The sequence below is a fragment of the Luteibacter sp. P1_D3 genome (assembly GCF_056406135.1).
This window is the reverse complement of record NZ_JBFUAT010000015.1, coordinates 49519-66203: the sequence shown is the minus strand read 5'-3', so window position 1 is coordinate 66203 and position 16685 is coordinate 49519. Positions and strand designations below refer to the sequence as shown.

19 protein-coding genes are annotated in these 16685 nt (G+C 66.5%); 8 read left to right on the top strand and 11 right to left on the bottom strand.

The features are described 5' to 3' along the window. The first annotated feature begins 19 nt into the window (after positions 1-19). From AC1DYM_RS11760 to pdeM, 4 genes are read left to right on the top strand one after another with little or no spacing between them, the layout of a single operon-like run. Positions 20-1042, top strand: coding sequence for a ligase-associated DNA damage response exonuclease (locus tag AC1DYM_RS11760; RefSeq protein WP_477338452.1), 1023 nt, complete (start codon positions 20-22; stop codon positions 1040-1042). After that, positions 1042-2637 (top strand): ATP-dependent DNA ligase, encoded by a 1596-nt coding sequence (locus AC1DYM_RS11755; RefSeq protein ID WP_477338450.1) that lies wholly within the window; start codon positions 1042-1044, stop codon positions 2635-2637. Before AC1DYM_RS11760 ends, AC1DYM_RS11755 begins: the two co-directional genes overlap by 1 nt. Beyond that, positions 2594-5035: a ligase-associated DNA damage response DEXH box helicase gene (locus AC1DYM_RS11750; RefSeq protein ID WP_477338448.1), complete on the top strand. Its 2442-nt coding sequence runs from the start codon at positions 2594-2596 to the stop codon at positions 5033-5035. Before AC1DYM_RS11755 ends, AC1DYM_RS11750 begins: the two co-directional genes overlap by 44 nt. After that, entirely contained in the window at positions 5032-5679 is a 648-nt protein-coding gene (gene pdeM / locus AC1DYM_RS11745; protein WP_477338446.1) for a ligase-associated DNA damage response endonuclease PdeM, read from the top strand. Before AC1DYM_RS11750 ends, pdeM begins: the two co-directional genes overlap by 4 nt. A gap of 65 nt (positions 5680-5744) precedes the next feature. Here pdeM and AC1DYM_RS11740 read toward each other — a convergent pair whose 3' ends face one another. From AC1DYM_RS11740 to AC1DYM_RS11725, 4 genes are all read right to left on the bottom strand, one after another. Further along, entirely contained in the window at positions 5745-6464 is a 720-nt protein-coding gene (locus AC1DYM_RS11740) for a copper homeostasis protein CutC (protein ID WP_477338444.1), read from the bottom strand. Positions 6465-6466: 2 nt separating this feature from the next. Next, positions 6467-7486, bottom strand: a complete 1020-nt coding sequence (locus AC1DYM_RS11735; RefSeq protein WP_477338442.1) for a glycosylasparaginase — start codon at positions 7484-7486, stop codon at positions 6467-6469. A 204-nt stretch (positions 7487-7690) separates the two neighbouring features. Then, the gene (locus tag AC1DYM_RS11730) at positions 7691-8221 is read right to left on the bottom strand and encodes a prepilin-type N-terminal cleavage/methylation domain-containing protein (RefSeq protein WP_477338440.1); all 531 of its coding nucleotides are present in this window, start codon (positions 8219-8221) and stop codon (positions 7691-7693) included. After that, on the bottom strand, positions 8203-8613 hold the full coding sequence (locus AC1DYM_RS11725; RefSeq protein WP_477338438.1) for a type IV pilus modification PilV family protein: 411 nt from the start codon (positions 8611-8613) through the stop codon (positions 8203-8205). The genes AC1DYM_RS11730 and AC1DYM_RS11725 overlap by 19 nt, the downstream gene beginning before the upstream one ends. Before the next feature lie 214 nt (positions 8614-8827). Here AC1DYM_RS11725 and AC1DYM_RS11720 point away from each other — a divergent pair, with 214 nt between their 5' ends. From AC1DYM_RS11720 to AC1DYM_RS11705, 4 genes are read left to right on the top strand one after another with little or no spacing between them, the layout of a single operon-like run. Continuing rightward, on the top strand, positions 8828-9280 hold the full coding sequence (locus AC1DYM_RS11720) for a MarR family winged helix-turn-helix transcriptional regulator (RefSeq protein ID WP_477338436.1): 453 nt from the start codon (positions 8828-8830) through the stop codon (positions 9278-9280). A 27-nt stretch (positions 9281-9307) separates the two neighbouring features. Beyond that, positions 9308-9442, top strand: a complete 135-nt coding sequence (locus AC1DYM_RS11715) for a hypothetical protein (protein ID WP_477338434.1) — start codon at positions 9308-9310, stop codon at positions 9440-9442. Between the two features lie 6 nt (positions 9443-9448). Then, positions 9449-9634, top strand: a complete 186-nt coding sequence (locus AC1DYM_RS11710; RefSeq protein WP_477338432.1) for a hypothetical protein — start codon at positions 9449-9451, stop codon at positions 9632-9634. 17 nt (positions 9635-9651) lie between these two features. Further along, complete coding sequence (locus tag AC1DYM_RS11705) at positions 9652-10866, top strand: MFS transporter (RefSeq protein WP_477338430.1); 1215 nt, start codon at positions 9652-9654, stop codon at positions 10864-10866. 597 nt (positions 10867-11463) lie between these two features. Here the strand turns inward: AC1DYM_RS11705 and AC1DYM_RS11700 are convergent. From AC1DYM_RS11700 to AC1DYM_RS11670, 7 genes are all read right to left on the bottom strand, one after another. Further along, positions 11464-11670 (bottom strand): cold-shock protein, encoded by a 207-nt coding sequence (locus AC1DYM_RS11700; protein WP_036117760.1) that lies wholly within the window; start codon positions 11668-11670, stop codon positions 11464-11466. Positions 11671-11823: 153 nt separating this feature from the next. Further along, the gene (locus AC1DYM_RS11695) at positions 11824-12570 is read right to left on the bottom strand and encodes an S-methyl-5'-thioinosine phosphorylase (protein WP_477338428.1); all 747 of its coding nucleotides are present in this window, start codon (positions 12568-12570) and stop codon (positions 11824-11826) included. Positions 12571-12574: 4 nt separating this feature from the next. Continuing rightward, positions 12575-13123 carry a hypoxanthine-guanine phosphoribosyltransferase gene (locus tag AC1DYM_RS11690; protein WP_477338426.1) on the bottom strand — a complete coding sequence of 183 codons (549 nt, stop codon included), beginning with the start codon at positions 13121-13123 and terminating at the stop codon, positions 12575-12577. A 7-nt stretch (positions 13124-13130) separates the two neighbouring features. After that, entirely contained in the window at positions 13131-14132 is a 1002-nt protein-coding gene (gene nagZ, locus AC1DYM_RS11685) for a beta-N-acetylhexosaminidase (protein WP_477338424.1), read from the bottom strand. Next, a complete protein-coding gene (locus AC1DYM_RS11680) occupies positions 14126-14650 on the bottom strand; it encodes a CYTH domain-containing protein (protein ID WP_477338423.1) in 525 nt (174 codons plus the stop codon). Before AC1DYM_RS11680 ends, nagZ begins: the two co-directional genes overlap by 7 nt. Positions 14651-14665: 15 nt before the next feature. Then, the gene (gene rlmD / locus AC1DYM_RS11675) at positions 14666-15967 is read right to left on the bottom strand and encodes a 23S rRNA (uracil(1939)-C(5))-methyltransferase RlmD (RefSeq protein ID WP_477338421.1); all 1302 of its coding nucleotides are present in this window, start codon (positions 15965-15967) and stop codon (positions 14666-14668) included. Positions 15968-16058: 91 nt separating this feature from the next. After that, entirely contained in the window at positions 16059-16673 is a 615-nt protein-coding gene (locus tag AC1DYM_RS11670; protein ID WP_477338419.1) for a YdbL family probable chaperone protein, read from the bottom strand. Positions 16674-16685: the final 12 nt, after the last annotated feature.

Sequence of the window (16685 nt, the reverse complement as noted above, 5' to 3'; positions counted from 1 at the left end):
CGCCGCCTACCGTGCGGCGATGGACAGCGATCTGCTTCTTCCGCGCCCCGAAGGCCTGTATTGCCCGGCGGGCGACTTCTTCATCGACCCCATGCTTCCGGTGCCGCGTGCCGTGGTCACGCATGCCCATGGCGACCACGCAAGGTCGGGCAGCGAGCTGTATCACGTGGCGAGCGCCGGTCTGGGGCTGATGCGCGAACGGTTGGGGGCGACCTCGACGATCCGTGACTTCGCGTACGGCGAGTCGTTCACCCTCGGCGACACACGCCTGTCGTTGCATCCGTCCGGCCACGTGCTCGGGGCGGCACAGTTGCGTATCGAAGGTCGCGGCCTGGTGGCTGTTGTCTCCGGCGACTACAAACGCGATCCCGATCCTACCTGCGTCCCATTCGAACCCGTGCCCTGCGACGTCTTCGTCACCGAGTCGACCTTCGGCCTGCCGATCTACCGTTGGCCGCCGATGCACACGGTGATTGGCGAGATGCTCGCCTGGCTGGACGAATGTGCCGAACGCGCTGTCCCCGCCGTCCTGTTCTGCTATGCGCTCGGCAAGGCCCAGCGTATTCTCGCCGAGCTTGCCGCGCGCACCGATCGCACCGTGCACCTGCACGGCGCGATGTTGCGCCTGGTCGAAGCGTATCGCGAGGCCGGCGTGCGCATGCTTCCCACGCAACCGGTCAGCGAGTCCGCACGCGGCAAGGACTTCGCCGGCGAGCTGATCATGGCACCGCCCTCCGCGGCGGGATCGCCCTGGATGCGTCGCTTCGCGAAAGCGTCGACGGGATTCGCCTCGGGATGGATGCAGGTGCGTGGCGCACGGCGTCGGCGCGGCTACGATCGCGGCTTCATCGTTTCCGACCACGCGGACTGGCCGGGCCTGCTGCAAAGCGTGCGCGACTGCGGCGCGAAGCGGATCTACGTGACCCACGGCGATGGCGAAGCGCTCATCCGCCATCTGCGCGAAACCGGCCACGATGCCCGACCACTCCGTTCGCTGGGCGGCTCCGCGGTCGACGTGCGTGACAGCGAGGAAGGCGACTGATGCGCCGTTTCGCTGCGCTGTTCGAGGCGCTCGACCGCACCGCCTCGACCTCCGCCAAGCGCGATGCGATGGCGGCCTATTTCAGGGACGCACCGCCCCTCGACGCGGCCTGGGCGGTTTATGTCCTCGGCGGCGGCAAGCTGAAGCGCACGGCGACGTCGACCGAACTTCGCCTCGCGCTCGCGGCGGAAACCGGTTACGCCGACTGGCTGATCGACGATTGCTACGCCCATGTCGGCGATCTGGCCGAGACCGTCGCGCTGATGTTGCCCACACCGGAGGACGCCACCGACGACACGCCACTGCACGTGTGGATGGAGGCGCGATTGCCATCGCTCGGCAAGCTGGAGTCCGCCGAACGCATGGCCTTGCTTCGCGAGTGGTGGCACACGCTTCCCCGCGATCAGCTCTTCCTCGTCAACAAGCTGCTGACCGGCTCGCTGCGCGTGGGCGTGTCACACCGGCTGGTCGTGCAGGCGATCGCGCAATGGTCCTCGCTGCCCACCGATCTGATCGCCCATCGCCTGACCGGTACATGGAAGCCCGGCGCCGCCGCCTTCGAAGCCCTCGCCGGGCCCGAGCGTGCCGACGAACACGCCGGCGAACGGCCTTACCCGTTCTTTCTCGCGTCGCCACTGGAGCACGACATCGCCAGCCTCGGCGAGCGCGAGGACTGGCTGGCCGAATGGAAGTGGGACGGGATCCGCGCGCAGCTGATGCGGCGCGACGGCGGCGTGCTGATCTGGTCGCGCGGTGAGGAACGCCTCGATGGTCGATTCCCCGAACTCGAACGGGCGGCGCTGAATCTGCCCGACGGTTGCGTCCTCGACGGCGAGATTCTCGCCTGGGCACCGGATGGTGATCGTCCCCTGCCCTTCGCTGCCTTGCAGAAGCGCATCGGCAAGCTGAAGCCGGGCGCCAAGCTGCTCACCGATACACCGGTGCGCCTGATGGTTTACGACCTGCTCGAGCTCGACGGCCTCGATCTGCGTGAACAGCCTCTCCGTGTCCGGCGAGCAGCGCTCGAACGCCTCGTCGACGGGCACGGACCGACCGTGATGATCTCGCCCGTCGTCACCGGCGAACACTGGGATGCGCTTGCAACCGTCCGTACCGAGTCGCGCGAGCGGCAGACCGAAGGTTTGATGCTGAAGCGCCTGGAGTCACCGTACCGCGTCGGCCGCAAGCGCGGCGACTGGTGGAAGTGGAAGGTCGATCCCTACACCGTGGACGCCGTGCTGCTCTACGCCCAACCGGGCCACGGTCGTCGCTCGGGCCTGTTTACCGACTACACCTTCGGCGTGTGGGATGGCGAGGTACTGGTTCCCGTGGCCAAGGCGTACTCCGGCCTCGACGACGCCGAGATCAGCCGCCTCGACCGCTGGATACGTGCGCACACCATCGATCGCTTCGGCCCGGTCCGGTCGGTGGAACCGACGCACGTCTTCGAACTCGCCTTCGAAGCCATCCAGGCCTCGGGCCGCCACAAGGCCGGTGTGGCCGTGCGGTTCCCGCGCATCCTCCGCTGGCGCACCGACCTCGCGATACGCGATGCCGACAAACTCGACGACCTCCGCCGCCTGGCGACGGGCTGAGGCCCGCCTGATCGCCTGGTTCGCCGCGCAGGAGCGGCGGCCCGCGGCGTTTCAACGCGCAGCATGGCGTGCCTGGGCGGAGGGCAGGAACGGTCTCATCCACGCGCCGACCGGCACGGGCAAGACCCTCGCCGCGGCAGGCGGTCCACTCATCGACGCGTTACTGCGTCCGCAGACGGGTCTGCAACTGATCTGGATCACGCCCCTGCGATCGCTCGCCACCGACACGGCGCAGCACCTCACGGCGGCCGTCGAAGCCATGGGGCTGCCGTGGCGCGTGCTAAGGCGCACGGGCGACAGCGGCAGCGCCGAGCGCGCCAGGTTGCGCCGGGGCGCGTGCGAGCTGTTGGTCACGACACCGGAAAGCCTCGCCTTGCTGCTCAGCTATCCGGATGCGCGCGAGCGCTTCGCCAACCTGCGCGGCATCGTCGTCGACGAGTGGCACGAGCTCATCGGCAACAAGCGCGGCACCTTGCTCCAGCTCGGGCTCGCACGCCTGCACCGCTGGCTGCCAGCGCTGCGAACCTGGGGCCTGTCGGCCACGCTCGGCAACCTCGACGAAGCGCTGCACTCGCTCGCCGGTGACGGCGTACTCATCGGCGGCACCTCGCGCAAGAAAACCCATATCGACACGGCACTCCCCGACGGGGGCGAACGTTTTCCGTGGGCCGGGCATCTGGGCCTGTCCCAGCTTCCCCGCGTGCTCGACGCCGTCCTCGCGGCACGGACCAGCCTGGTCTTCGCGAATACCCGCTCGCAAGCCGAGCTTTGGCACGAGGCCCTGGCTTCCGTATGGCCCGGACCGCCGGAGACGCTCGCGCTGCATCATGGATCGATCGATCCGAAGCTTCGTTTTGCCACGGAAGAAAACCTGCGCCTGGGCACGCTACGCTGCGTTGTCGCCACCTCGAGCCTCGATCTCGGCGTGGATTTCTCCAGCGTGGAACAGGTGCTCCAGGTCGGCAGTCCGAAGAGCATCGCGCGCCTGTTGCAGCGGGCGGGCCGAAGCGGCCACCAGCCCGGCATGCCCTCGCGCATTCTCTGCGTGCCCACCCATCTGCTCGAGCTCGCCGAAATCGCCGCGGCACGTCGCGCGCTGTCGGAGGACCACCTCGAGCCGCGCCACCCGATGCGCGGCTGTCTCGACGTCCTTGCGCAGCACCTGCTGACGATGGCGCTCGGTGGTGGCTTCACGGCGGACGACGCGTATGCGGAGATCGCCTCCTCACTCGCTTATGCGCAGCTTCCCCGCGAGCGTTTCGACGCCGTACTCGCCTACCTGCGTACGGGTGGCACGGCGCTCGCAAGCTACCCCGAATACCAGAAGCTCGTCCTGACCGACGGCCGTTACCACGTCGACAGCGGACGCATCGCACGCATGCACCGATTGTCGATCGGCACGATCACGTCCGATGGCAGCCTGCAGGTTCGTTACATGAAAGGCGCGCGACTGGGCACGGTCGAAGAGAGCTTCCTGTCGCGACTTCGCCCGGGCGATCGCTTCCTGTTCGCCGGACGAAACCTCGAACTCGTGCGTATCCGCGACATGACCGCCTACGTGCGCGCCGCGCCGAACCGTCGCGGCGGCGTGCCGCGCTGGATGGGCGGCAAGCTTCCGTTATCGGGGGAACTCTCCGACGAGCTGCGCCGCACGTTGGCCGAAGGGGCGCCACGCAGTGCCGAGATGCGCACGCTCGCGCCCTTGCTGGCCATCCAGCGCAGCCGATCAGCGGTCCCCGCGCTCGACGAAACGCTGTGCGAGCGGACCCGCACGCGCGAAGGCGACTATCTGTTCCTGTTCCCGTTTGCCGGCCGTCTTGCCCACGAAGGCCTCGCCGCCGTGCTGGCTTACCGGCTCGCTCGCATCCATCCAGGCGACTACGGCTACGCCGTGAACGACTACGGCCTAACCCTCACGGCCGCGCGCATGCCGCCGCTGGACGCCGATGCCATGCGGCAACTGCTGCATCCGGCACGCTTGCGCACGGACATCCTGGCCAGCGTCAACCTCACCGAACTGGCCCGGCGACAATTCCGCGAGATCGCGCGCGTAGCCGGACTCGTCTTCAACGGCTATCCGGCGGCTGGCAAGACGATGCGCCAACTGCAGGCGTCGAGTGGCCTTCTGTTCGACGTACTGCGTCGGCACGACCCGACCCATCCCCTGCTCTGGCAAGCCGAACGGGAGGTGCTGGACCAGCAGCTTGACTACACGCGACTGCGCGCGTGCCTGCTCCGCGTCGCGCGCTCACGCCTGCTCTGGCGCGAGCCGAAGCGGCTCAGTCCCCTGGCCTTTCCGCTCTGGGTCGAACGCCTGCGTGGCGGCATCGCCACCGATGACTGGAAAAGCCGCGTCGAACGGATGCGCGCCACGCTCGAAGCGGATGCCGAGCCATGATGACGCACGATATCGATGTCGCCGGCGAGCGGCTGACCCTGCATGCGCAACGCGCGATCTACTGGGAGGCGCGACGAACGTTGCTCGTCTCGGACGTGCACTTCGGCAAGGGCGCGGTCTTCCGTCGCGCGGGCATCGCCGTACCAAGCGGCGATACGGATGACGATCTAGCGCGACTCGATGACCTGATTCGCGAGTTCGCGCCGGAGCGCCTCGCCGTACTCGGCGACCTCGTCCACGGCGCGGCCACGGAAAAGAGCGGATGGGTGGAACGTGTACGTGCGTGGCGCCGCTCCCACCCGCATCTCGACGTGCTGCTGATCGCCGGCAACCACGACCGCCACTTCGACGTGCGTTCGCTCGGTATCGAGGTCGTACCGGACCGGCTCGACGTCGCGCCCTTCGTTTTCTCGCACCATCCGGCCCCGCACGCCGGGGCATACACGCTCGCGGGCCACGTCCACCCGGGCGTTGTCGTACGCGACGGTTGGCGACGGCATCGGCTGCCCGCTTTCGTCTTCGATCACGATGTCGGTATGTTGCCCGCGTTCGGCACGCTGACCGGGCTCCGCGAAGTCAGTGCCGCCGCAGGTCGAAAGATCATCGCCGTCACGCCAGCCGGCCTCATTCCGCCGCTCCTGTAGGAGCCGATTCATCGGCGAAAACCAGATCGCCTCACGCCATCAAGGCCTGGCAGAACGCGCCTTGATCAACTCAGCGCCGCCACCAGCGCACGGACCGTGTCTTCATCGGTACGGATCTCGCCGCCACCCATGCCGAGATCGTCGGAAGGCGTTCGTCGCATCCCCGACGGCAGCCGGCGCTTGGCCGAGGCATGAAACTCGCGCGCCCGAGTCACGTTACGCAAGGCGGCGACGTTGTCAGGCTCGATACCCGCTCCCGGCATGACGACGATGCGACCACCCGCCTGCGCGACCAGGCGCGCGATCGACGACGCACCGGCCACAGCGCTGGGCATGCCGCCCGACGTGAGCACGCGTTCGAAGCCAAGCTCGATCACCGTCTCCAGGGCCGCGACGCGGTCGGACACCAGGTCGAACGCCCGATGAAAGGTCACTCCCATGGCACCGGCAGCTTCCACGAAGAGCTGGCAGGCTTCCGCATCGACCTCGCCTTCGGCCGTGAGCGCGCCGACAACGACGCCGTCGCAGCCAAGGTCAGCGCAGTGCGCGATATCATCGAGCATCGCTTCGATTTCAGCGTTCTCGTAGAGGAAGTTTCCCGATCGCGGCCGCACCAGGACGTAAAGCGGAATATCCAGTCCCTCGCGGGCCAGGGCGATCGTGCCATGCGACGGCGTCACACCGCCCTCGTCCAGGCTTGCACACAGCTCGACACGGCCGGCCCCACCCGCCTGCGCGGCAAAGGCGGACGCGATCGAGTTCGCGGCGACTTCGAGCAGGGCCATGATCAATACGTGCTCTTGCCGGGAATCAGGGTGTCCTGCTTCTTCGCATCGCACACGGCGTACGAGAAGCCGGACTGGATCGCCCACGCACCGACATTGCCCTTCTTGTCCATGGCAAGGAAGCCGACCTGGAGATCCTTCGCCTCCGGCTTGCGCCGGAGAATTCGCTCGACGGCTTCGCGGCACGCATCCTCGGGCGAACGCCCCTGGCGCATGAGCTCAACGACAAGGAAGCTGCCGACGTTGCGAATCACTTCCTCACCGACACCGGTCGATGTCGCGCCGCCAATCTCGTTGTCGACGTAAAGTCCCGCGCCGATGATCGGACTGTCGCCGACGCGGCCGTGGATTTTCCAGGCCATGCCGCTCGTCGTGCAGGCGCCGGACAGATTGCCCTTGGCATCGATCGCCAGCATGCCGATGGTGTCGTGGTTGCTCGCATCGCCCGGCGTTCCGCCAGGGCCCGCGTTGTAGGTCTTGACCTCGCTATTGGCCGACGGCTTGTACTTGGCTGTCTTCAGCCATTCGTGCCAGGCCTTCTCCGAATCGGGAGTCAGCAACGCTTCGCGAGGAAAGCCTTGCTCGATGGCGAACTGCGTGGCGCCGTCACCGGCGAGCAAGACATGCGGGGTGCGTTCCATGACCCGGCGCGCCACGGAGATCGGATGAGCGATGTGCTCCATCGCCGCCACCGCGCCGCAATTGCCATGCTCGTCCATGATGCTCGCGTCCAGCGTCACCTTGCCGTCGCGATCGGGATAACCGGCGCGACCGACGCTGTGATTGCGCAGATCCGCTTCCGGGACGCGTGCACCCTGCTCCACCGCATCCAGGGCACGGCCGCCGCCCGCCAGGACTTTCCAGGCCGCCTGGTTCGCGGCGACACCGAAGTCCCAGGTCGAACAGACGCGCGGAATCATCCCGCCCGAGGCGATCGATGGTGCAGCTTTGGCGAACCCCTTAGTGGTCAGCGCCAGGCTCGAGGCGATCGTCGCCCCCTGAAGGAAACGTCTGCGATCCATGGACAACCTCGTTCGTCGGCGCACCGTTTGCGCCCTCCCCGATGGTCGCATGCGGCACCTGTGGCGTGCCACCGCGCCGGCCCTGTTGCACGGACAGAGCCCGAGTCTGGACGGAACGCGACAACGTGGCGCCCAGAATCGTCATCATCGCCAACACCGCGAGGACGAAGAGAAGGACCGACCCTCGGCGCGGCTGGCGCCGCCTCATGACGCCTTCGCCGGCCGCGATACGACGCGACTGTAGCGCCGGCCGTCACGCATCGTCACCGTGACCTCGATTGCACGCGCGCTGGCCTCGTGCCTCTGCTGAAAAGGTTGGCGCTGGATGAGACCGTCGGGACCGGGCAGGTCGGCGACGATCTCGAGGTGCACCACGCCCTGTATGTAGGTCTGGCAATTCGTGTCGCAGCGTTTGAGTTCGTCCGACACAAGCCAGCCTATCGAACCCGCCAGCAAGACAGGCATGTCGTACTCCCTCGCCATTGCCTTCTGCGGACAGTCTCGCGCCTCGGTACACATGCGCCATGCCGTCGTCGCTTCCAGATCGCGCACGATGGCGGCGAGGGCCAACCGTGCCCTGTCCTCGTCACGACTCGTAACAAGGTGTCGCCTCGCCGCAGCCCCTGCCGCCACGAGCGACACCGTAGCCGCCGCTGCGACGATCGCCGCCACGGCGAGGCCCACCATCAACTCGACCAGGCTGAAGCCAAGGCTTCTCACGGTTTGACAGGCCACACCAGGAGCTCCTGTCCCTGCCAGCGAATCCGGATCACACACGCTGCGGCCATTTCGCAGTGGACATCCCCATCCGCACCCGGTCCGAGCTGTTTCGACAAGGCGTCATGGAACCGCCGCATGTCGTCGCCAGCCAGCGCGACCGGGTCGCATCCGCGTACGCACGCTGGTGCCTTCGACGAGAGCGTGTAGCCACCCGCGGACACGCCCTCCGCATTGACGCGCATGCGAGCCGCCAAATCACTGGCCGTCGCTTCCGCGGCCAGCCACCTCGACACGCGCGCATCCGTGGCCAAAGCCTGCACGAACCACGCTCCCGTCGCCGCGCTGCCGATCCCGAAAACCGACATGGCGACGAGGGATTCCACCAGGGAGGAGCCACGGCTATGCATGTGTCCACGTTCGCGCGGCGACGCACGGCTTGATGCCCGGCCTTTCCCCAGCCTTCGTCGGGCCAGATGCAAGCCTCATGAGCGCCTAGTACCAGCCTGGGGGTAAGCCAACGGCGTCGGCCGATCCAGGACAGACTTCGAACGGCCGGGCAAGCGCCCATCATATACACAGTTTACCTGTACAGTTTTTCTGTATTCATGATAAGGTCCGGTTATGGCTATCTCATCCCCTTCGTCCGACACCCTCTCGCTGGCGTTGCTGGCGGCCGAACTACGCATCTCTGGCGGCAAACTGGTGCGGCGGCTGCGGGAGCAGTCCCATCCCGGCGACTTCACGTCGTCGCAGAAATCGGTCCTGCTTCGCCTCGATCGTGACGGGCCGGCCACTGTGTCGGCGCTGGCCCGCGCCGAGGGAGTCCGCCCCCAGTCGATGCGCATCACCGTGGCGGGACTCGAGGCCATGAAAGCCATCGCTGGTAAGCCCGACCCGACCGACGGACGGCAAACCCTCGTCGACCTCACGCCCACGTTTCGCAAGACGCTCAAGGCAAGCCGGGCCGCCAAGGAAGACTGGCTGGTCCGCGCCCTGCAGACCCAGCTGTCTCCCGCCGAGCAACGCGAGCTCGCGGGTGCCGTCCGCCTGTTGCAACGACTCACCGATTTTTAAAGCCCTCGTGCCCCCTCAGGAACTGATATGGCCATCCCCCTGCTTTCCTGCTTCTTCGGCGGCGCCTTGCTTGGCAACGCCATACCGCACTTCGTCAGTGGCGTGATGGGCCGCCCCTTCCAGACGCCGTTCGCAAAGCCGCCGGGTGAGGGACTGTCCTAATCGACCGTGAATGTTCTATGGGGTTTCTTCAACCTCGTGATCGGCTACGTGCTCGTTTGCCGCGTCGCCGATTTCGACGGCAAGGACACGGGCGATGTCATCGCGCTCGGCCTCGGTGTTCTTGCCATCGCACTATTTGCCGCCAGGCACTTCGGTCGCTTCCATGGCGGAAACACGCCGGACCGTTCGTGACCCCGCCCGCGACAGGGATGTTCCGATCGCTGAGGCATCCGAACTACCGCATCTGGGCCGCCGGCGCCGTGGTCTCGAACATCGGCACGTGGATGCAGCGCACGACGCAGGACTGGCTGGTGCTGACCCGTCTCACCCATCACAGCGCATCCGCCGTGGGAACGGTCATGGCGCTGCAGTTCGGGCCACAGTTGCTATTGTTGCCATGGACCGGGTTCGCGGCCGACCACTACGACCAGCGGAAGCTGTTGATAGCGACGCAGGCCACGATGGCAGCCCTTGCACTGACGCTGGGTCTGCTGACTGTCAGCGGACTCGTCCAGTTGTGGCACGTCTATGTCTTTGCCTTCCTGTTCGGCTGCGCGGCGGCGTTCGATGCTCCCGTGCGCCAGACGTTCGTGGCGGAACTGGTGGGCGACGCGGACCTGCATAACGCCGTCGCACTCAACTCGACCTCGTTCAATGCGGCGCGAATGATCGGACCGGCGGTCGCTGGGCTGGTCATCGCATCGGTCGGGATGGGCTGGGCATTCCTGTTCAACGGGGCCAGCTTCGTCGCTGTGCTGGGTTCGCTTTTCCTGCTTCGCCTCAACGGCCATCAAGGCAGAGCGCGAGCGCATCGGACCAAAGGCAGCCTCATGGGAGGCCTGCACTATGTGTGGTCCCGACCCGACCTCAAGGCGATCCTGGTCATGCTCTTCCTGATCGGCACCTTCGGCCTGAATTTCCCGATCTTCATCTCGACCATGGCCGTCGGCGTCTTTCATACCGACGCACGCGGCTACGGCCTGCTGTCGTCGATCATGGCCATCGGTACGCTATCCGGCACCCTTCTGGCCGCCGGCCGCGGCCGACCACGCTTTGCCTCCCTGCTCGTCGGCTCCGGTGTCTTCGGACTCGGCTGTGCACTGGCCGCCCTCGCACCCACCTACTGGCTCTTCGCCGCTGCACTGGTGCTTATCGGCGTCGCCGCCCTGACCCTGACGAACACGACCAACAGCCTCATGCAGCTCTCCACCGAGCCCGCCATGCGCGGACGCGTGATGGCGTTGCGCGTCGGTGTCGCTCTGGGCGGAACACCCATCGGCGCCCCGATCGTCGGCTGGGTCGCCGATCACCTGGGCCCACGCTGGGGCCTCGCCGTCGGCGCGGCATCCGGCATCGCGGCGGCCGGCGTCGCCGTCTATGCCATGACCCGGTCAAGCCGTGCGGCGCCTTCCGGGTCGCCATAGAAGAGCCGGGGCGCTCGCGGCGCGTCGCAAGAGCCGGCGGGTGCCACCCTCTGGGCCACGCACCAGCGCAACGCAGATCTTGGGTAGGAGCCGGCTGCGCCGGCGAACCCTCAGGGCAGCGAGCAAGCGAGTGAGGCCGGGTGGTGATGGGGCGAGCGGTTAGCCGCCGGCACGATGCGACGCAAGGCCTCGTTCGCGATAGCCGTGTTGAGGGTTCGCCGATGAATCGGCTCCTACAACGAGCCCGCAAGCTGCGGGCGGTGAGCTCGACCTCACGACACCTCAGTGCTCGGAAGAGTCGGCGGGTATCGCCCTCGGGGCCGGTAGCGCAGGCGAGGCGTCCCACCGGAAAAAAGCCCGAAGAGGGTCGGCCAGGACGGCCGACCGTTTTCGCGAGACAGGATGTCGAGTCGGAAACCGCCGGTGGGATGCCGACCCGGCCCGTAGGGCAATAGGTAAACGGCCGCGATTCGCGGCCCTTCCCCAGCGGGTCGCCGGAGCGTGGCCCCGAGGGCGATAGCCGCCGACTCTTGCGACGCGACGCAAAAAAACCCCGCACTCACATGCGGGGTTTTCGAGGCAACGCTGTCGCGACGGTTAGGCCGCGATTTCGACGCCCGAAGCCTGCGCGCCCTTCGGGCCCGTCGTGACTTCGAATTTTACGCGCTGGCCTTCCTGCAGGCTGCGAAAGCCCTTGGAGTTGATCGCAGAAAAGTGGACGAACACGTCCTCCCCACCGTCCTCAGGCGCGATGAAACCGAAACCCTTGGCGTCGTTGAACCACTTGACCGTACCGAAACGCATGCGGAAACCTCTGGACATGGAATTGGAAGCGCCCCTGCGTTGGCGAGGCGTTCCCCATGGATCCCCTGTGCCTGCCCCCGCGGCGCAGGCGAAGTATCGACATGTTTGCTGGTAAAGCGCAACTACGACGAATTCCCAGTCAATCGCCGAAGATCAGCCTCCGGCGAGAAGCCGGCCAAGAATCGGCGGGACGTTCGCTGTCGCCGCCGCCAGATGCGCGAAGATCTCCTCGATACTGATTTCGGCCTCATCGCCGGCGCCCGCAGCGTAGTTGGCAACCAGGGCAAGGCAGGCGAATTCGAGGTCCAGTTCGCGTGCCAGGACCGCCTCGGGCATGCCGGTCATCCCCACGAGGTCGCAGCCGTCGCGTTTCATCCGCGCAATTTCGGCACGCGTCTCCAGGCGCGGTCCCTGGGTGATCCCGTGGCAACCACCGTCGATGATCGGCAAGCCTTCGGCCCGGGCCGCGGCGAGAATCGCCTGGCGCAGGCTTTCGGTATAGGGCTCGCTGAAATCGATATGGCGAACTTCCGCCCCTTCGACATCGTTGAAGCTGGTGTACCGGCCGTGGGTGTAGTCGATGATCTGGTCCGGCACGACGAGGGCGCGCGGCCCCATGTCGTCGCGAATGCCACCGACCGCGTTGACCGCGACGATCCGACGGGCGCCAAGCGAGTGCAGCGCCCAGAGGTTGGCCCGGTAGTTGACCCGATGCGGCGGCACCGTGTGGCTCTCGCCGTGGCGCGCCAGGAAAGCGAGGCGCTTGCCACGGAAGTCGCCCATGACGACATCGCCCGAGGCAGGACCGAACGGTGTTTCCACCGCATGCCGCTCGGCATGTTCGAGCCCTTCGAACTGATAGAGACCGCTGCCGCCGATGACAGCCAGATCGATCGACATGGCGTCAGTCCTTCAGCGCGTAGATGGCCGGCAGGTTTCGCGCCTGCTCGTGGTAATCCATGCCGTAGCCGAAGACATAGCGGTCCGGCAGGTCGACGCCATTGAAGTCGGCTTCGATACCGTGCGCGCGGCGGTCGTGCAGCTTGGTGCAGAGCACAGCGAGAAGCACGCGCTTCGCGCCCATCTCCAGGCAGGCGTCGCGCACGGCTTTCAGGGTATGGCCTTCATCGAGGATGTCGTCGACCAGGACGACCGTCCGGTCTTTCAACGGCACTTCCGGGCGGCGCAACCAATGCAGGTCGCTGCCGCTGGTCTGGCCGCGATAACGGGTCGCGTGCACGTAGTCGAACTCGAGATCGGTGCGGATGGCGAAGGCGAGCTGGCCGGCGAAGATGAGGGCGCCGTGCATCACGGTGAGGAACACGGGATGCTCGCCGCCCAGGGCGGCGTCGATCTCGCGACCCATGCGGGCGATTTCGGTATCGAGCTGTTCGCGGGTGAACAGGACCTCGGAGTGCGCGAGCGCATAGTCGAGCGAAGCGGTGGCGGTCATGGGTGGGTTACGGCTCCAAAGCGGTCACGCGCGCGATGAAACGATCGCGCTGGGGATTGTCGAGAAGTCCTTCCCAAGTCGAGCCGATCGCCCCGCGCAACGGGATGATCCGCTCGGCGAGCGACGGACGGCGGTCCTTGACCGCCGCGATCGCCTCGGGAACGACGTCGGGAAAACAGGCGAGCACGAGGTCGCAGCCCGCATCGAGGTTGGCGCCGACGCGCGCGGCGATGCCGCCGACGCTGCCGGCCGCCGCCATGCTGATGTCATCGCCGAAGACGCAGCCGCGGAAACCGAGCTCGCCACGCAGGATCTCTTCGATCCACACGTGCGAGTAACCCGCTGGCTGGTCGTCGACGGCCGTGTATTTCACGTGGGCCGCCATGACAGCCTCGGCATGCGCGTCGATACCGGCCACGAAGGGCAGCAGGTCCGTGCTCAGGATGTCGTTCTTGCTACGCGTATCCACGGCGATGGATTCGTGGGTGTCCTCCTTGACCGAACCGTGCCCCGGGTAATGCTTGAGCACGGCAGCCATACCCCCCAGGTGCATGCCACGGACATAGGCCTGGGTCAGCTCGGCGGCGATGACTGGATCGGCGTGAAAGGCACGGTCGCCGATGGCGGCGCTTCCGCGATCGAGGTCCGCCACCGGCGCAAAGCTGAAATCGACGCCGATCGCGCGCATTTCGCTGGCCATGATCCAGGCGTGCTCTTCGGCGCGGTTGATCGCCTCATAGGGGACCGTGTCGTAGAGCTTGCCGAGGGATGCCAGCGGCGGCAGACGGGTAAAGCCGTCGCGGAAACGCTGCACCCGACCGCCCTCCTGGTCGACGCAGATAAGGAAATCCTCGCCCGCGACCTCGCGAACGGCCTCGATCATGGCGGTGATCTGCTCACGGGAGGCGAAATTGCGCGAGAACAGGATGACGCCCGAGACACCGTGCGCCGCGAGTCGTCCACGCTCGTGGGCGGCCAGTTCGGTACCGGACAGACCGATGATCAGCATGCTGAGACCTCCTTCCCTTCCCGCTCGGCCGTCGACCAGAGCGCATACGGCCGGTCGATCAGGTTGACGTTGTAATAGCGCACATGATCGCTCACCTCGAGACCGAGCCATGCCGGTGTCGGATACGACGCATCGGCGTGGGACAGCTCCACCTCGGCGACGACGAGTCCCGCGTTGGGACCCAGGAATTCGTCGATCTCGAAGTGTGTACCGTCGAGCATGACATGGTGACGAATCTTCTCCAGCGCCCCATCGGAAAGATCGGCCAGGAGGCGCTCGGCGTCGGTCACCGGAATCGGATACTCGAATTCCTGGCGGGATATCCCCAGGGTGGCCGATTTGATGTTCAACCACGCCAGTTCGCCGGAGATGCGCACGCGTACCGAACACTTCACCACGCCGGCCTGGATCGCCGCCGAGCCGGACAGGTAGCCCTGTGCGATCCGTTCGCTACGCACCACGATCGCGCGCCATTCATCGTTGGCGAGCAGAAACTTGCGTTCGATCTCGATACCCATGGGTTTCCCGTTGACTCAGCCGCGCTCGAACAGCGCGATGGATTCCACGTGCGCGGTGTGCGGAAACATGTCCATCACGCCGGCCGACACCAGTTTGAAACCGTGCTTCTGGACGAGGATACCGGCGTCGCGCGCCAGCGACCCGGGATGGCACGACACGTAGACGATGCGATGGGTGCCTTTGCGCGGCAGGTACTCCAGCACCTTGTCCGCACCGGCGCGCGGCGGGTCGAGCAGGATCTTGTCCCAGCGTTCACCGGCCCACGGTGCCGAACGCTGGTCCTCGAACAGATTGGCGACACGGAACGAGGCATTGGCCAGCCCATTGCGCGCCGCATTGGCCGCCGCACGCTCGACCAGGCCGTGTTCGCCTTCCACGCCCACGACCTCGGCCGCATGGCGCGCCATGGGCAGGGTGAAGTTACCCAGGCCGCAGAACAGGTCGAGCACCCGGTCCGTCGGTTGAAGATCGAGCAGTGCCATGGTCCGCGCCAGCATGCGGGTGTTCATTCCCGCATTGACCTGGACGAAATCCAGCGGCAGGAATTCCAGCTCGACGTTGTCGGCGGGGACGGTAAAAGCCAGGCGCGGAGCCTCCGGCCAGATCGGATGGACGCTGCTCGCGTTGCCGGGCTGCAAATAGATGGCGAAGCCGTGCTCGCGGCCAAAGGCCACCAGGGCGGCACGATCACGGTCGGACAGGGGCGCAACATGCCGAAACACCAGCGCCACGGTGTCGTCGCCCGCGGCGAACTCGATCTGAGGGATATCGCACGCCGCATCCATGCCACTGACCAGGTTGGCCAACAGGCCGACCTTGGGCCCGAGCGCCGGATGGATCACCTCGCAGTGCTCGATGTCGGCGACCAGTCGCGGATTGGACTCCTCGCGAAATCCGACCAGCACGCGCGCCATCTTCGCCACGTAACGTACGGAGAACCGGCCCTTCCGGCGATACGCCCAGGGCTGGTCGGACAACGGCGGCAGCCACGTCACCGGCATGACCTTGCCGATGCGTTCGAAATTCTCGGCCAGGACGCGCTGCTTGGCGGCGATCTGCGCCTCGGGGTCCATATGCTGAAGCGAGCAGCCGCTGCACTGGCCGAAGTGCCGGCACTTCGGCTCGACACGATGCGGCGAGGCTTCGATCACGCTGACGAGTTCGGCATCGTCGTAGTTGCGATGGCGCTTGACGTACCGCAACGAGACACGTTCGCCAGGCAACGCGCCGGCGACGAAGGTGGCCTTGTTGTCGATGCGGGCAACTCCCCGGACGTCGTGGGTGAGGTCGGTGATGGTGGCTTCGAGTTCGGTCATGCGCTCAAAAACGTAAAGCCCGGACGACGAGGGTCCGGGCTGGCTGGGAGGACGCGCCGCACGGAGGGCGGCGAGCGTTCCTGGCGATTGCCTATTTGCGCTTCCAGGCGCCGGAGGCGTCCTGATAATACCAGCCCGACGGCGAGCGCTGGACCCAGCCCTCGGCGAAGGTCTTGCGGATCTGCGCCTCCCATTCGGGGTGACCATTGGCCCGTGCGATCTCGCTGTAAAGCGCGTCGCGGTCGCTGTTTTCCTGGCCGACGATCGCGTTGGCCTGCGAACGCTGGTCCAGCGGCAACGAGCCGGCGTCTCGCACGGCCACCTGCCCGTTGGCCGTAAAGCCCACGGCGCCGCTATCGAACAAGCCCTTGAGCTGCCCACCGAAGCGCGCCTTCATGCGCTCGCGGATAGCGTCGGTCTGCGGCGTGCGGATCTGGATGTCGGGCGCATCGGCCGCCTGGGCCGCGGGAATCACCAGATCGAGCAGTGATGCGGATGGCTGCTTTCCAGGCGCGGGCTTGGCCGGCGCGGTCGCGCCCGAACCCTGGGCCGCCGGTGCGACACCACTGTCGTCGAGCACGTTGCCGATGAACTGGTCGGCCGCTTTCTGCGCCGCCGCCTCGGGGAAGTACACGTTGATCGTGACGCACCCGACCAAGGCAATCGCCGCGGATGTCATTAGTCCAATCAGTGCTTTACGCATCATTTCTAACTCCCT

Coding starts and splice junctions, on each gene's coding strand:
- AC1DYM_RS11750 (WP_477338448.1), top strand. CDS start 2,594: ATGCCGACAAACTCGACGACCTCCGCCGCCTGGCGACGGGCTGAGGCC.
- AC1DYM_RS11695 (WP_477338428.1), bottom strand. CDS start 12,570: ATGTCGATCGATCTGGCTGTCATCGGCGGCAGCGGTCTCTATCAGTTC.
- AC1DYM_RS11670 (WP_477338419.1), bottom strand. CDS start 16,673: ATGATGCGTAAAGCACTGATTGGACTAATGACATCCGCGGCGATTGCC.
- nagZ (WP_477338424.1), bottom strand. CDS start 14,132: ATGCTGATCATCGGTCTGTCCGGTACCGAACTGGCCGCCCACGAGCGT.
- AC1DYM_RS11720 (WP_477338436.1), top strand. CDS start 8,828: ATGGCTATCTCATCCCCTTCGTCCGACACCCTCTCGCTGGCGTTGCTG.
- AC1DYM_RS11740 (WP_477338444.1), bottom strand. CDS start 6,464: ATGGCCCTGCTCGAAGTCGCCGCGAACTCGATCGCGTCCGCCTTTGCC.
- AC1DYM_RS11680 (WP_477338423.1), bottom strand. CDS start 14,650: ATGGGTATCGAGATCGAACGCAAGTTTCTGCTCGCCAACGATGAATGG.
- AC1DYM_RS11705 (WP_477338430.1), top strand. CDS start 9,652: ATGTTCCGATCGCTGAGGCATCCGAACTACCGCATCTGGGCCGCCGGC.
- AC1DYM_RS11690 (WP_477338426.1), bottom strand. CDS start 13,123: ATGACCGCCACCGCTTCGCTCGACTATGCGCTCGCGCACTCCGAGGTC.
- AC1DYM_RS11735 (WP_477338442.1), bottom strand. CDS start 7,486: ATGGATCGCAGACGTTTCCTTCAGGGGGCGACGATCGCCTCGAGCCTG.
- AC1DYM_RS11700 (WP_036117760.1), bottom strand. CDS start 11,670: ATGCGTTTCGGTACGGTCAAGTGGTTCAACGACGCCAAGGGTTTCGGT.
- AC1DYM_RS11760 (WP_477338452.1), top strand. CDS start 20: ATGGACAGCGATCTGCTTCTTCCGCGCCCCGAAGGCCTGTATTGCCCG.
- AC1DYM_RS11715 (WP_477338434.1), top strand. CDS start 9,308: ATGGCCATCCCCCTGCTTTCCTGCTTCTTCGGCGGCGCCTTGCTTGGC.
- AC1DYM_RS11755 (WP_477338450.1), top strand. CDS start 1,042: ATGCGCCGTTTCGCTGCGCTGTTCGAGGCGCTCGACCGCACCGCCTCG.
- rlmD (WP_477338421.1), bottom strand. CDS start 15,967: ATGACCGAACTCGAAGCCACCATCACCGACCTCACCCACGACGTCCGG.
- AC1DYM_RS11725 (WP_477338438.1), bottom strand. CDS start 8,613: ATGCATAGCCGTGGCTCCTCCCTGGTGGAATCCCTCGTCGCCATGTCG.
- pdeM (WP_477338446.1), top strand. CDS start 5,032: ATGATGACGCACGATATCGATGTCGCCGGCGAGCGGCTGACCCTGCAT.